Source organism: Cutibacterium sp. 37298, assembly GCF_023838685.1.
GTDB classification, from domain to species: Bacteria; Actinomycetota; Actinomycetes; order Propionibacteriales; family Propionibacteriaceae; genus Cutibacterium; species Cutibacterium acnes.
This window is the reverse complement of record NZ_JAJNRJ010000002.1, coordinates 395,877-410,791: the sequence shown is the minus strand read 5'-3', so window position 1 is coordinate 410,791 and position 14,915 is coordinate 395,877. Positions and strand designations below refer to the sequence as shown.

The following is a 14,915-nucleotide window of genomic DNA, read 5'->3' as shown; positions in this document are numbered from 1 at the left end:
TATAACTCCACGTGTGATCCATAACGGCTGTCAGAGGTCGATAGCTATGCGTTGGATGGCAGGATAGTGAGAGGCAGCTGCAGATAGCGGCGCGACCTACTAGGTTGGAACCATGGACGAGCCACCAGACTTTGCGTTCGACCTGGATCGCAGCACAGCGCAGGCGTGGAACCAGTTCGCCGAGCGTCTGGCGGAGGTCGTCTCTGTCATTGACGACGACGGCGAACTAACGATCTCAACCCTGTCCGCGCGCACTGACACGGCTCCCTTTATCCGCTTCGTGCAAGATGATCCTGGTTGCAGCGACGACACCGCGATGATTCTTGCCGAAGCATCCAGCAATAACTGTTTACCGGAGAGTGCATGCCTTACGCCGGGCCAGCTTGACGGCCTGAGCTCTCTAGGATGGCAGGACCCTGGAACCTGCAAGGTCCACCAAACCGATAACTACTGGGTGTACCGCAGTCAGGACGATTCTGAGCAACTTGCCGAATTGGCAGTAACGACTTTGCGTGACATTTTCGGTGTTCCGCATCCAGTGTTCCTGGCCCCTGACCAGCTTGCGGAGATTTTACAGCCCGAGCCCCCGTTGTCGCCTACAGAGGCGGCTAGCGTCCCCGCCATCATGCCGGTAGACAAAGGTCACCTCGACCGCCTCGTTGCTGATGAGTTGTCCCACATGTTTGGCCATCCGGCCATCCGCGATAGCGAGGGCGACTTTGCTATCCGAGTGGGGACGTGCATGGTTTTCGTACGTACCACCCCCGATGCCTCGGAATTGTTGCTTTTTGCTGCTCTCGTCCATGACGTTGAGGGGCGTTCTCGTGCCGTTGAGGTACTCAATGACCTCAATGTGCAATCCCGCTATGGGCGTTTCGCCCTTCATCAAGATCGAGTGTTCGTGACGATGTCGGTGATGGCCCGCCCCTTCGTCGCCGCGCATCTTCACCAGGCCGTCTCCATCATGTCCCGACTGGCCGATGGACTGGACAACGAATTGGCCCGCAAACTGCGGGGGAGAACCACTTTTGAAGAGGGCTCCTGACCGGACCCCCTTTGTCTCAGGGCAAATGGTGGGACAATGTGACAAGGGCCAATGCCTTTGATGTCTCACTGAGGAGGACCACCATGACTGACGACCGAACCTCATCGAAGGCTCAACGCACTGTCATCATCGTCGGAGTCGATGGCTCCGAGGACGGCCTACGTGCCGCCCGTTACGCCGCAGTATCAGCGATTAAGAGAGATGCTGATCTTATTGTCCTTCACGCCGTTGATGACGCTGCCGTTGCGGGCGCCTGGGGAGTCGTCTACGACCCGACCGCTCTGCAGGATGCCGGTCAGGTCGTTGTTGATGACGCCATCCACGTTGCGACTGAGCGGGGGATGGACCCCGATCGGATCTCTGGAGAGGTCGTCTTGGGTAACCCGGCGGCCATTCTGGCCGATCGCAGCGCCGATGCCCAGCTCGTTGTGCTCGGCCGTCGTGCTACCTCGGGTCTGGAGCGTATGTTCGTCGGGTCGACATCTGTGGCTGTGGCGGGTATGTCGGCAGCGCCCGTCGTGGTCATCTCCCGCGCTTCGACCCCGGATCCGACTGGTGGCAAGAAATGTGTTGCGGTCGCGGTCGGCCCCCAGAGCGTAGGAACTGCAGCTGTCGGATTCGGATTCGCTGAAGCTGACCACCGTGGCTGCAAGCTGCTCGCAGTGACGGTTCCTGGTAACGACTCCGAAGAGGTGCGCGACGAGGCCCTCAAACGACTCAACGAGGTTGTCAAGCCGCTCGCCAATGAGCATCCCCATGTCGAGGTAGAGACCCGCGTGCTGTCCGGAGAGCCCGTCGACGCTTTAGTCGACCTCTCGGGCAGCGTTGACCTCCTCGTGGTTGGTATGAAGAAGCACCCGATTTTGGGCTGGACCGCAGGTGGTGTGAGTCGCGGCATCATGGCGCACGCTCAGTCGCCGCTGGCTATCTGCCACTGATATCGAGCTGCTGGCCTGCTGTTCTCGCCGTGTCGGCGGCTTCAGGACGCGTTCGCCTGCGTTTCACCGTCGTCTACAACACTATGTACCGACGTTGAGGAAACAGTCGTCCGGCGTGTCTGCGGATCTCTCGCTGTCGGCCATAGGTCGTCATAGTGCAGCCAGGTTCGAGACAGCCGGACGTGCTGCGGGTGGTGACACTAAGTTCACGCCGAATACCGGGATTGACGAAGGCACCGTCCCTGAACCCCTGTGGAGGCCTGACCGGTGAAGTATCCTCGCCTACGAGCCGAATTGTGAAAGCTACCGGCGGTTGGTCAGGTGCGTAGGCATTGGCAAGATTGCCAAGGCGTTCAACCGAATCCACACAGACGGAGATCTTCTCGGCTTGATAACGGCTAGTGGTCGCCGGGTGTTGGAAGCCCCGCATAGACTAAACCGGTCATGCCTAATTCACGACTGGAAGGTGAGCTGCCTGGTGGGGGAGTCGTCACCTTCGACACTGACCTTCCGATAGCGGCACACGCCGACGAGATTGCTGACCTCATCAAGCACCACCAAGTCGTGGTGGTGGCAGGCGAGACCGGTTCGGGAAAGACGACCCAGCTACCCAAGATCTGCCTGGCCTTGGGACGTCGTCAGATTGCCCATACCCAGCCCCGACGGATCGCCGCGCGCAGCGTCGCAGAACGAGTTGCCGAGGAAATGGGGGTCGAGCTGGGGGTGCAGGTCGGCTATCAAGTGCGCTTCACCCGGCGCGCTACCTCCGACACCGCGCTGACTGTCATGACTGACGGCGTACTGCTTGCTGAGATTTCCCATGATCGCGACTTGTGCGCCCATGACACCATCATTATTGACGAGGCTCACGAGCGCAGCCTCAATATCGACTTCTTGCTGGGTTACCTAAAACAGTTGCTGCCACGACGTCCAGACCTCAAAGTCATCATCACCTCGGCCACTATCGACACCGCCAGGTTTTCCGCCCACTTCGACGACGCGCCAGTTATTGAGGTCTCGGGGCGCACGTACCCCGTTGAGGTGCGTTATCGCCCGCTGGATCCCTCTGAGCAAATCCGCCCCGATGACGAAGATGACATTGACGACGAAGATGAGCTCCTCCATCGTCCATCAGCCCCGTCCCTGACGAGCCCGGATGACGAGGTTGTCGACCAAGTCACCGGTATCTGCCGGGCAGTCCAGGAACTTTGCCGCGAGGAGAGCGGTGACATCCTGGTATTCCTAGCTGGTGAGCAGGAGATCCATGAGACCGCCGAGGCCCTGGCGGACCTCAATCTGTCTAACACCGAAGTCCTGCCACTCTTTGCCCGCCTGTCGGCCGCAGAACAGCATCGGGTTTTCACCCCGCATGCTGGACGACGGATCGTGCTGGCCACCAACGTCGCCGAGACCTCCCTGACCGTGCCTGGAATCCGCTACGTCATTGATCCGGGAACTGCCCGTATCTCGCGGTACTCGGTGCGCACCAAGGTCCAGCGCCTGCCTATCGAGCCGGTCTCTCAGGCCAGTGCCAACCAGCGGGCCGGACGATGTGGCCGCGTGGCACCGGGCATCTGCATCCGGCTGTATTCCCAGAGCAGTTTCGAGTCTCGTCCAGAATTCACCGAGCCGGAGATCCTGCGCACCAATTTAGCCGCGGTCATCCTCCAGATGGCCCAGGCCAGGCTCGGAGCCATCACCGACTTTCCTTTCGTCGAAGCCCCAGACCGCTCCCGGATCAATGACGGAATCCGGCTCCTCGACGAACTAGGAGCTCTCAAACCGGGACACCGTGACGCTCCGCGCCTAACAAAGATTGGACACCAGCTGGCCCGGGTGCCATTGGACCCACGGCTGGGACGTATGCTCCTTGAAGGAGCGAGGCAAGGCAGCCTGGCCGAGGTCTTGGTCATCGTCGCGGCTCTATCGATTCGCGACGTCCGGGAGCGTCCCGCAGACAAGCGCGAGGAGGCCGACGCTTTTCATCGCCGTTTTGCCACCGAGGCCAACCTACTGCAGACCCTCCAAGCGGCTGACAACACCGATAACAACCGGGTGGGAGATTGGTCTCAGGTCCGCCGCCAGCATATTCACCAGGAGGCCGCCAACACTGCTAAACCAGGATCTCCGGCACGTCATACCCCGCACACCAAGGGGAAGATCTCCCCATGCCCCCAGGCGGGTGGCATTGAGGAGGGTGGCGACATCATGGCCATCCACCGGCTATGGCGTTACCTGCGTCACCAGCGTCGTCACATGGGGTCCTCAGCCTTCCGTCGAATGTGTCGGGCCGAGTACATTAACTATCTGCGGGTGCGTGAGTGGGACGATTTGCACAGCCAACTCCGCCAGATCGCCAAGGAACTGCACCTGGAGGTCAACCGCACCTCAGCCCCAATCGACCGGGTTCTTGTCGCCCTACTCTCGGGACTGTTGTCTCACATCGGGCTGGTCCAGGTCCGGCAGTCGGCCAAACGGCACGGCCAGCGCCCCGGGCCTCAGGAATACCTCGGTGCTCGCGGCACGAAGTTCGCCATTAATCCCGGATCGCTGCTGGCACGTAAGTCGCCCGAACTCGTCGTGGCTGTTGAGCTGGTGGAGACCTCTCGGCTGTGGGCCAGGACAGTTGCCGCGGTTCAGCCCGAGTGGGTGGAGGAGGTCGCGGGCCCTCTCATCAAGCGTTCCTGGGCGGCTCCGCATTGGGCAGCATCAACGGCGTCAGTGGTCGCTACTGAGCGTGGCACCCTCTTTGGGGTGCCGTTATGGGCTGATCGTCGCGTCACTTATGGCCGCATCGATCCGGTGGCGTCCCGACAGATTTTTATCCGTTCGGCTCTCGTAGAGCGAAACTGGCGATCCGATCATGGATTCCTCAAACACAACGATCGAGTTCGCGACGAGGCCACTGATCTTGAGGAGCGCAGCCGTCAGCGCGGCCTGGTGGCCGACGACGACGCCATCTTCGCTTTTTACGACCGTCGGATCCCTGACGGTATCGTCTCTGGCTCCCATTTCGACGCTTGGTGGCGTCGGGTGCAAGACCGTCACCAGCTTGACTTGTCGATCGACGATCTCGTCGACTCCGGCTCCGTGGACGCCGACGCTTTCCCTGACCACTGGAAAGTCGGAAACCTCGAACTTCCAGTGCGCTACGTTTTTGAGCCGGGATCCGGCCACGACGGCGTCACCGTCACTATCCCGCTAGCACTGCTCAACCAGGTGCCCACAGCACCGTTCAGCTGGCAGGTGCCAGGCTTGCGCACCGAGTTGGCGACGGAACTCATCCGCGCCCTTCCTAAGCGCATTCGCACTCAACTGGTACCTGCCCCCGACCGTGCCCGAGCGGCGCTAACCTGGCTGGAAGACCACGATGCTGACCGCCACGCCCCGTTCACCGCTGAACTCGGACGAGCCCTGAGAACTCTCACCGGGGTCATCATCAACCCTGATGACTGGAATACTGCCGCTATTCCGGCCCATTTGCGGATTGGTTTCGACATTACTGACGCCGAGGGGAGACCCGTCGGTAAGAAATCCAGAAAGAATGGTAAGGACAAACTCAAGGGATCCCAGTCCGCATCCATTGCCCGCTCCGAGGATCTCGAGGCCCTGCAGATTGTTTTGGCTCCCAAGGTGTCCCAATCTTTGACTAAGGCCGCGGACCAACCCCAGATCCACGGTGCGAAGGAGTGGACCTTCGACCCAATTCCGAAACGGGTTGATCTGTCGCGCAAGGGCCCTGACGCCGTCGGCTACCCATGCCTGGTCGATGAAGGTAACTCCGTCGGCACCACTCTTCTCGACACTCCTCGTGCCCAGCGCACCAGCCATGCTTCCGGTGTCGTGAAGTTGCTTATCCTCAACCTTCCTGACCCGACGAAGTGGGTTGTTACGCATATGGATAACGCCACCAAGCTGGCCCTGGCAACGTCTCCGTACCCCAGCGTCTCAGCCTTACTGGCCGATGCCCGTCATAAGGCGGTGGCTTCGGTGGCTCAGGAGAAGGCGGGTGACTTGTCAGGGATTCGCGACAAGAAGACATTCGACGACCTCGCTTTAGTCGTTCGTCAAGACCAGGCCGACCGGATGGCTCGAGTGGTGCGTACTGCTGGCAGGATCCTCAGTCGTGTCGTCGCTGCTCGTCAGGCTCTGGTAACTGTCTCGGATCCGGCGATCCGTGCTGACATCGTCGCTCAGATTGATGACCTCGTCTTCGAGAATTTCATTTCGGCTACCCCGGACCCTTGGTATGACGACATGCCGCGCTGGATTCAGGGGGTGAGCGTGCGGATCGAGTCCCTGATGACCAACCCCTCGCGCGATCCCCGTCAGATGGCCGAGCTGGAGCCTCTCCTGGCCGACTATGACGCCCTGTGCGAGGAGCAACCGGCCGGAAAACTACCCGCCGAGGTCGAGGAGATTGGGTTCATGTTGGAGGAGTTGCGCGTCCAGTACTTCGCTCAAAAACTCGGTACTCGTGTCAGTGTGTCACCCAAGCGAATTCATATGGCGATAGCCAAGCTGTCCTAACGTCGTGCACTGGCTATGTGCGCGAGATCCGAGCCTACGCTCGGTCTTTTGCCCTCCCAGTTCTTTCAGGCGTGGATCGATTTCTTCAACCGTTGTTGCTAGTGAGTGCGCCGCCTTGGCGAGAGCTGCCGTGACACGTTGCCTGATCTGGCACAGTGGTTAGGTGCCATCGACGACTGCTGAACTGCTTGACCTGCTCGATCTTGAAGACCTCGATCTCGATCTGTTTCGAGGCCGACAACCACACACGACGTGGCAGCGGACCTTCGGGGGCCAGGTACTGGCTCAGGCTCTGGTTGCTGGTGCCCGCACTATTCCTGAGCGGACCGCCCATTCCATGCACGCGCTGTTCCTACATGCTGGACGCACCGATCTGCCGATGATCTTTGATGTCGAGAGAATTCGTGACGGTCGCACCTTCAGCACTCGCCGTGTCAACGCTCGCCAACACGGTCGGACGATCTTCACCGCGGAACTGTCCTTCAAGAACCGCGAGGACGGCCCGGAGCACTCCGATCCGATGCCGGACTATCTTCCGACCCGGATCACTGTCCGACCCTAGCCCAGGCCCTCGAACAGATGTTCGGGCGCCCTATGCCCACCGTCAAGGAGTGGGATGCGCTCGACGTGCGGTTGGCCGGTGACGGCTCGCAGCTCGTCGACCCCAACCACGTCACCCACTTGAGTCTGTGGGTACGCACTACCGCGAGCCTTCCTGACGACCGTGTTGTGCAGCGTGCGATCCTCGCCTACATTTCCGATATCAGTCTCATGGCTGGTGCCGTTATGCCACACCTGGGATCGGTGCCATCGGGTATGGTCGTCAATCCGGCATCGCTGGATCACGCCATGTGGTTCCACCGGACTGCCGAGGCTGACCGCTGGATGCTCTACGACCAGGTTTCTCCGAGCGCGTCAGGCCTGCTCGGTTTCTCCATGGGCCGACTGATGCAGGATGGCAAACTCATCGCGTCCTGCTGCCAGGAGGGGGTCATGAGGCTGGTAGATGTGAACGACCTCGACGCCTCAGTAACGTTTCCGCTTGGCCGTGGCACGTGATGTCCTCTGAACGCGACGGTGGCCCCGGATAGGTTCGGAGCCACCGTGTGCAGATGTCAGGCCGCCATCGTGGCGAGGTTACGTTGACGCATGCTGGCTAGGGCAGCACGTTCGATCTGACGCACGCGTTCGGCGGTGATTCCCCACACCTTGCCGATGTCGGCAAGCTTGGCTTGGCGTCCATCGACGAGTCCATAGCGGCGACGCACCACGTCGGCAGAGCGCTCGTCGAGATCGTCAAGGAGCCCTTCAAGTCGACTGCGGTCCTCGGCGTCGAGCACAATGTCGTCAGGACCAGGAGAGGTCTCGCGGGCGATGAGGTCGCCCAGGCTAGTGTCGCCGTCGTCCTCAACCGGAGCGTCGAGAGAGACGTGGTCGCGTCCAAAGCGGATGAGCTCGATGACACGCTCCTCGGTGATCTCCAACTCGTCGGCGATTTCGAAGGTTTCGGGTTCGCGACCCAGCTGACGCTCGAGGTTGCGGCGGGCAGCCGACACCTGATTCACCTGTTCAGCGACGTGCACCGGAAGCCGGACGATGCGACCCTGCTGCGCGATGCCTCGGCTGATAGCCTGACGGACCCACCAGGTGGCGTAGGTCGAGAACTTGAATCCCTTGGCGTAGTCGAATTTCTCGACGGCGCGTATGAGCCCGGTATTGCCTTCCTGCACGAGGTCAAGTAGCGGCATCTGAGAGCGACCGTATTTGCGGGCCACCGACACGACCAGACGCAGGTTAGCGCGCACGAAGTGGGCCAAGGCTTCGTCTCCGTCGGCTGCAATCTGGTGTAGTTCCTCTGTGGTGGCATCCGATGTGGTCTCCGCGTGGCCTTCGAGAACGGCGCGTGCAAATACACCCGCTTCGATCCGGCGGGCTAACGCGACCTCCTCTGCGGCATTGAGTAGGGGCGTGCGGGCGATCCCGTCTAGGTAGAGGCCGACTGCGTCCTTACCATCAATGCCATCGGTGGTACGAACCCGGGACTTGGTGTCCATATGCTTCGCCTTTCTCCGTCGGACTGGTTGACACCTATATCAACGTCATAGAGGGTCGAATGTCATCCCTGAACGGCCGATGAGTGTCTGCGGTCGTGGGTAACATCAGAGGATCAGACTGTGGTCGTACATGGCTGCTCGACGCAGCCATTCCGTGGCAGGAGAAGGGAACTGGCGAGAGCCAGTTTGTGTTAGCGCGCGGATGATGCCACAATGAACGCAGGGTCTTGACGCCTCCCGGGCGCCGTATGCCCTTGGGTCTCATGGGGCGGTGATCGTCGATCTTTATGGGCCCATTTGGAGGGGACAGCACTGAAGGACTGGTCAGTCCTTAGAGAGGATACCCGTGTCGACCACCACGTCCAGCACTGCAAACACCGCTGCAGACGAGGAGGCGAAGACAGCCACCGCGAGGAAGAGTACACGTTCCACCTCTGCTAAGACCGGTACGACCGGTCGGGCGAAGAAGACTACTGCGACGAAGGCCACGACGAAGGCAAGCCAGTCGTCGGCTCACAAGTCCGCTGGTGGGGCCAAGGCTCCCACGGCTAAGTCATCTGGGGCCAAAACCACGACGAAGCCCACCAGCACTAAGACGGCCGCGAAGTCCACCAAGACAGCGGCGAGTAAGACGACGAAGTCTTCGGGTACGAAGACTGTTGGAAACGTGTCGTCCGGTGGTGCCAAAAAGTCGACAACTAAGAGGCGGACCACTAAGGCGAAGAAGGAAACGACCGTCGCTGAAGCCGCATCCGGTGAGGTCGATGTGACCGTGGAGCGCGACGGTGACGACGTTGTGCTGACTATTGGCGGCAAGAAGCGCTCCCTCGACGATGTTGACGAGCGTGACTACGACCCGGCCGAGGCTGCTAAGGACGAGCAGCAGATCAACAAGGAGACCGAGGCGTTCTCCTTGTCTGATAACGATGACGCTGACGAGCCCGAGCAGACCGTCATGGTCGCCGGCGCTACCGCAGATCCCGTTAAGGATTACCTTAAGCAGATCGGCAAAGTAGCTCTGCTCAATGCCGTCGAAGAGGTTGATCTCGCCAAGCGCATTGAGGCCGGTCTGTTTGCCGGCGAGCAGCTAGCCGACCCGGATGCCAAGATCCGGGAGAAGGACCGCGAGGATTACGAGTGGATCGCCGAGGACGGCAAGGTAGCGAAGAACCACCTATTGGAGGCCAACCTCCGTCTGGTCGTCTCCTTGGCTAAGCGTTACACCGGTCGCGGCATGCTCTTCCTTGACCTCATTCAGGAGGGCAACCTCGGTCTCATTCGTGCCGTCGAGAAATTCGACTACACCAAGGGCTACAAATTCTCCACGTACGCGACGTGGTGGATCAAGCAGGCCATTACCCGCGCCATGGCCGACCAGGCTCGTACTATTCGTATCCCTGTGCATATGGTCGAGGTCATCAACAAGCTGGCTCGCGTCCAGCGTCAGATGCTCCAGGACCTAGGTCGTGAGCCCACCCCGGAAGAGCTTGCCAACGAACTCGATATGACCGCAGAGAAGGTCATTGAGGTGCAGAAATACGGTCGCGAGCCGATCTCGCTGCATACCCCACTGGGTGAGGATGGCGATTCTGAGTTCGGTGACCTTATTGAGGATTCCGAGGCCATCGTGCCAGCAGACGCCGTCAACTTCACCCTGTTGCAGGAGCAGCTGCATGATGTCCTCGATACCTTGTCCGAGCGAGAGGCCGGTGTCGTGTCGATGCGATTCGGCTTGACCGACGGACAGCCCAAGACCCTGGATGAGATCGGCAAAGTCTACGGTGTTACTCGGGAGCGCATCCGCCAGATCGAGTCCAAGACCATGTCGAAGCTGCGTCATCCGAGTCGCTCTCAGGTACTGCGCGACTACCTCGACTGAGGATTTAGCAGATGAGCGAGGGGTGCCCACTGGGGCGCCCCTCCATGTTGAGCCGGTCATTCCGACGACATCATCGGTCAACGTCGTCGAGGAAGTGGCGAACCATGATCTCACCGGGGTCGAACCCTTCGGGAAGACCAGTCACAGTGACGACGGCCTTCGTTCCGGGACGTAGATCAAGGGCTGAGATGTCGGGTCGCGCACCCGGCCACGGCGTTAGAACTCGCACAAAGTAGGCGAACGTCGTCGTTGCCACCGTCACTGTGGCCGTAGTTGGCTCCGTCACGTTTACCTTGACGTCGAGGTGCGCTTCGGGCAGGTTGAGGTCACCGATGCGCGTCAGGAAGAGCCGGTTAGCGGGCAGAACCGATCCTTCGACCCATATGTAGTGGCTGCCGTTGACGGGGATCTGGGCGCGCGGTACTGACCACACCATCTGGGAGGTGGACGCAGGAACGGATACTTTGACTTGATGTGTCTGGTCGACGCTTCCGTCAAATCCTTCGATTGTGACTGTCATGGTATCGGTGACTCGGGCGGGGCGCGCATTGCTGACCCACACCTCCAGTGAATCGTCAGTCAGGCGCAGGATGGACAGCGCCGGGGCGAAGGCTCGAGCTGTAGCGTAGTAGCCCGGCTTGGCCCCGAGGTCGTGGTCGAGCAGGGACCACGTCATTCCAGGCCAAGGTTCATTGAGCTGCCACACTAGGGCGCCAGCGCAGTGAGGCCAACGGCGCCGGTAATGCTCGATGCCGAATTTGAGTCCCTCGGCCTGCACCACCTGGCTGTAGGTGACGTAGGACTGAACTGATGTCGGTTTGCCTACTTCGTAATCAATGAGGGCCATCCCTTTGGCCTTCGGGGTGTCCTTATTACGCGCGAGAAGAATGGGGTCGTCGAGGTTGAGGTGATCATCCCCTAACCACCTGCCGAGGGCGGGCAGGTCAGCACTGGCGTGGATGCCAAACTCGCTAATGAACCGCCCGGTGTCGTAGCTATAGCGGTGATAGTGCATGGCTTCGGCAGGGCTGGAATAATCCTCGTGTGTCCCTGCTCCCACGTCCGCGCCATGCCACACTTCCCAAGCGTGACGATCACCGGCCCTGGTGCCATTAACGCGAGGATCGGTGTCAACATCAGTGGCCGGGCTGTTGGCCCAATAGTTCACGGTGGGGCTGTTGCGACGAATCGCCTCAGGCAAGATCTCGTCGAAGATCTCGGATCCCCATGGGCCCGGGTTAAGATTGTTCCAGACCGCCTGGTGCATGGCCTGCACCTCATTGCCTCCAGCCCACAGCGCCAGACTCGGATGATTAGCGAGACGGCGGGTTTGATAGTCAGCCTCGGTACGGACCTCGGACATGAAGTCTTCATCGTCGCCGGGATAGTCAATGCAGGTGAACATAAAATCGTGCCACACGAGGATGCCGTATTCGTCACAGGCAGTCATGAAGGCGTCGGAAGCGTAGACACCGCCGCCCCAGACGCGCACCATCGTCATATTGGCATCGCGGCAGGCTCGGACGAGGTCGTGATCCTGCTGAGGAGTCACCGATCCCGGCAGCATCGACTGCGGGACCAGATTGGCGCCACGGGCAAAGACTGACACGCCATTGAGAATGAACGTGAAGTGACGGGCAGGCCCGTCGATTTCGGGATCGTCTGTGTCGGGGGAGCAGTCCACCTCAATAGTGCGGATACCTGCCATGCCGGAATCAGTAGCGATCGTGTTGGCGTCCTTATCGCAGATCTTGATGTCGACCTGGTAGAGGGAAGGCTTGCCCAGGTCATGGGTCCACCACAGTTGCGGGTTATCCAGCTGAAGATCCACGGTGGCTGAACCATGCTTGAGTTGGGCGTGTCCACTGACGCGATCACCATCTGGCGAAGTGAGGGTGACGTCAACGGTACAGGGTGCAGGGCCGTCGTGGTGGGCAGTGGACACCACGACGTTGACGTCTGCACTGTCGCCGTCACCGATGGCCATCGTGTCGACGTGATGGCTCACCTCGATCGGTGAACGACGGGTTAACTCCACCGGACCCGTCAAGCCGATCGAGGGGATACGGGGAGCAAAATCCCATCCCCACGAGAACATGCCTTTGCGGCGTCGAGTCGTGGCCAGATTGAGGGTGAGAATCCCCGCGCCAGGCTCGGCGTCCAGGTTCTGAGGGGTAAGGAAGTCACTGACGGCGTTGACCATAGCTCTCGTGGCTGGCGGCTCGGCCAGGCCATCTAATGGGGGTGCGAAGCGGATGAGTACTTTGGCTTTGTTGGCGTCGATGGGCGGAAGCGTAACCTGGAAAGGTCGGTACTGGTTGGCATGACGACCGACGTGGTGTCCGTTGACCCAGATGTCTGCAACGGTATCGACGCCGGTCAGGGTCAATACGAGCGGATCGTCTCCCGCCGGGATCGGCACCGTTCCGCGATACCACCAGGCGCGATCCTCCACCCAATGACAGTCTTTTTCATGATCCTTCACATATGGATGAGTGATGATCCCAGCCGCTATCAGGGTTTCGTGCACTCCTCCTGGCACCACCGCCTCGATCCACTCGTGGGTATCTGCGGCTAATCCGACAGGATCGATGACATTCGGATCGCTAGAGGTCAGCTGGAATGGTGCACTCATGAGGACTCCTTTGGTGGCTCAAAGTACACCTAAAACCTAGCACGGCTCGGTATTCGCTGATGGTTGGGGAGGATAACTCTGGGACTTCCTCCTAAGGTTGGGTCCATGGCAGTGACGACGAAGAGCCTCACCCGACGTGGACCATACGCTAAGGGGGTTGCTCGTAGGGCTGAGATTCTTGACGTCGCTCTGCGGCTCTATGGCGCAAGTTCGGGGGAGCGCCCCACACTGGCCGCCATCGCTGCCGAAGTTGGGCTCACGGAGGCAGGCGTTCTGCACTACTTCGGATCGATGGACGAATTATTCGTGGCGATTCTTGAGGCTCGTGACGCCCACGCGGTCGATGCTGGTGGCCTCACCGACCCTGACCATGTGTGGGCATACTTGGCTCAGACGACCCGCACTCCGGGGCTGACCAAGCTCTTTGTCGACATGAGTGTGGCCGCCACCGATCCCTATCACCCGGCCCATACTTTCATGGAACGACACCGTCAACGAGTTCACGAGGTCGTCAGAATGGCCCTCGGGATCGACGATGAGCAGGCCATCCGACTGGTAGTTGCCGCGGCTGAGGGCTTACAGATGCGGTGGATACAGAACCAGGCAACTGATATCGCGGGCGATCTTGAGGCGTTAGCTCGAGTACTGACTACTCGCTCAGTGGTTAGTAAGGAAACGTTGCCCAAGGCTCGTGACGACCTGGAATCCCAGTGAGTTGCGCGCCTGGGAATCGAAAGCGTGATTGAGCATTGGTAACTGTACGTGATCGACCCGGACTCCAGCCTGGCGGGCACGATTGATGAATTTCCGCACGCTGGATGGCGGGACAAAGGTGTCGTGATTTCCCTGGATCACCATTGTTGGTGGTGCCTGAGGAGTGATCCAGGTGGAACTGTTGACGGCGCGATAACGGTCGGGGAATTGCTTGGGGGTGCCACCGATATACATTTTGGCGGCATTGCCCGCGCTCAGTGTGGTGACTGACTCGACGGTACTGACATCCACCGTTGGATAGAGGGCGAGGACTGACTTCGGGGCCCGTATTGAGCCGCAGGAACTCTTCAACTTTCCGCTGGCGGCGCCGTAGGCGAGATTAATGGCCATTCCACCACCAGCGGAATCACCCATGATCGATACCTGTGAAGGGTCGCCACCGAGTTCTTTCACGTGGGACAGGCTCCAGGCCCAGGCACATGCTACCTGTTTTGGTGCAGTATTCCAGGTGGGGTGGCCCTGGGTGGCCAGGGTGTACGAGGGACGAATGACTAACCAGCCATGGTCGGAAAACCATCTCAACGTGGCGGGCATGGTGGCGTCGGTGCTCCATCCTCCACCATGAATGTCGACAAGTACCGGGGCATTGTGGTTATGGGGACGGTAGATCTGGGCCGTCTCGTCAGGGCCGGATCCATACCGGACCGTTTCGTCAGGGTGGTCGGACATCGACGACACCGCAGATGCCGAGACGACGTTGATACGTCCACCGGCGCGGTCCGTGATCCACGCCGTCGTCGCCGTTGCCGCCACTGGCACGATGAGGGCCATCACCGAGAAGAGAACGGCCACCACTCGCAGACCACCTCGTCCCAGAAGAGCGAGGACGAAGGCGATGACGGCGATGACCAGAGCCGGTACAGCCAACGATCCCACCAGAACGGAGGAGATGAAGGTGAGGGCATTGTGTGAGGGGAGGATCGCGGCCACTGACCACGTCAGTACCGGCAGGGTCAGGATCAGCCCGACGAGACCGGAAGTGATGCGTAGCCAGGAATGACGGGAGGTTTTCGTGTCAGCCACGCGTCCACCGTACTCACGGGACATGGTCGATAGGATC

Annotated in this window: 8 protein-coding genes and 1 pseudogene; 6 read left to right on the top strand and 3 right to left on the bottom strand. The window is 60.2% G+C overall.

What is annotated here, in order from left to right; translation table 11 throughout:
* Positions 1 to 112: 112 nt before the first annotated feature.
* The 4 genes and pseudogenes from LRP59_RS06395 to LRP59_RS06380 all read left to right on the top strand — a co-directional run bounded on the left by LRP59_RS06395 (position 113) and on the right by LRP59_RS06380 (position 7,572).
* Entirely contained in the window at positions 113 to 1,045 is a 933-nt protein-coding gene (locus LRP59_RS06395) for a T3SS (YopN, CesT) and YbjN peptide-binding chaperone 1 (RefSeq protein WP_002521694.1), read from the top strand.
* 83 nt (positions 1,046 to 1,128) lie between these two features.
* Positions 1,129 to 1,983 carry a universal stress protein gene (locus LRP59_RS06390; RefSeq protein ID WP_002513689.1) on the top strand — a complete coding sequence of 285 codons (855 nt, stop codon included), beginning with the start codon at positions 1,129 to 1,131 and terminating at the stop codon, positions 1,981 to 1,983.
* 444 nt (positions 1,984 to 2,427) lie between these two features.
* Positions 2,428 to 6,513 (top strand): ATP-dependent RNA helicase HrpA, encoded by a 4,086-nt coding sequence (gene hrpA, locus LRP59_RS06385; protein ID WP_002513688.1) that lies wholly within the window; start codon positions 2,428 to 2,430, stop codon positions 6,511 to 6,513.
* 163 nt (positions 6,514 to 6,676) lie between these two features.
* Positions 6,677 to 7,572 (top strand): annotated as a pseudogene (locus LRP59_RS06380) (acyl-CoA thioesterase).
* A 56-nt stretch (positions 7,573 to 7,628) separates the two neighbouring features.
* Here LRP59_RS06380 and LRP59_RS06375 read toward each other — a convergent pair.
* Complete coding sequence (locus tag LRP59_RS06375) at positions 7,629 to 8,567, bottom strand: RNA polymerase sigma factor RpoD/SigA (protein ID WP_002513686.1); 939 nt, start codon at positions 8,565 to 8,567, stop codon at positions 7,629 to 7,631.
* Between the two features lie 346 nt (positions 8,568 to 8,913).
* Here LRP59_RS06375 and LRP59_RS06370 point away from each other — a divergent pair, with 346 nt between their 5' ends.
* On the top strand, positions 8,914 to 10,446 hold the full coding sequence (locus LRP59_RS06370; RefSeq protein WP_002513685.1) for an RNA polymerase sigma factor: 1,533 nt from the start codon (positions 8,914 to 8,916) through the stop codon (positions 10,444 to 10,446).
* A gap of 70 nt (positions 10,447 to 10,516) precedes the next feature.
* On the opposite strand, the gene LRP59_RS06365 is transcribed toward LRP59_RS06370, so the two are convergent.
* Positions 10,517 to 13,081, bottom strand: coding sequence for a glycosyl hydrolase 2 galactose-binding domain-containing protein (locus LRP59_RS06365; protein ID WP_002513684.1), 2,565 nt, complete (start codon positions 13,079 to 13,081; stop codon positions 10,517 to 10,519).
* 105 nt (positions 13,082 to 13,186) lie between these two features.
* Here LRP59_RS06365 and LRP59_RS06360 point away from each other — a divergent pair, with 105 nt between their 5' ends.
* Positions 13,187 to 13,795, top strand: coding sequence for a TetR/AcrR family transcriptional regulator (locus tag LRP59_RS06360; RefSeq protein WP_002521690.1), 609 nt, complete (start codon positions 13,187 to 13,189; stop codon positions 13,793 to 13,795).
* On the opposite strand, the gene LRP59_RS06355 is transcribed toward LRP59_RS06360, so the two are convergent.
* Positions 13,739 to 14,902: an alpha/beta hydrolase gene (locus LRP59_RS06355; protein ID WP_002513683.1), complete on the bottom strand. Its 1,164-nt coding sequence runs from the start codon at positions 14,900 to 14,902 to the stop codon at positions 13,739 to 13,741. The genes LRP59_RS06360 and LRP59_RS06355 overlap by 57 nt on opposite strands.
* Positions 14,903 to 14,915 lie beyond the last annotated feature (13 nt).

What these genes read in the sequence shown, in the direction of transcription:
- LRP59_RS06395 (WP_002521694.1), top strand. Translation starts at nt 113, where the DNA reads ATGGACGAGCCACCAGACTTTGCGTTCGACCTGGATCGCAGCACAGCG.
- LRP59_RS06390 (WP_002513689.1), top strand. Translation starts at nt 1,129, where the DNA reads ATGACTGACGACCGAACCTCATCGAAGGCTCAACGCACTGTCATCATC.
- hrpA (WP_002513688.1), top strand. Translation starts at nt 2,428, where the DNA reads ATGCCTAATTCACGACTGGAAGGTGAGCTGCCTGGTGGGGGAGTCGTC.
- LRP59_RS06375 (WP_002513686.1), bottom strand. Translation starts at nt 8,567, where the DNA reads ATGGACACCAAGTCCCGGGTTCGTACCACCGATGGCATTGATGGTAAG.
- LRP59_RS06365 (WP_002513684.1), bottom strand. Translation starts at nt 13,081, where the DNA reads ATGAGTGCACCATTCCAGCTGACCTCTAGCGATCCGAATGTCATCGAT.
- LRP59_RS06360 (WP_002521690.1), top strand. Translation starts at nt 13,187, where the DNA reads ATGGCAGTGACGACGAAGAGCCTCACCCGACGTGGACCATACGCTAAG.
- LRP59_RS06355 (WP_002513683.1), bottom strand. Translation starts at nt 14,902, where the DNA reads ATGTCCCGTGAGTACGGTGGACGCGTGGCTGACACGAAAACCTCCCGT.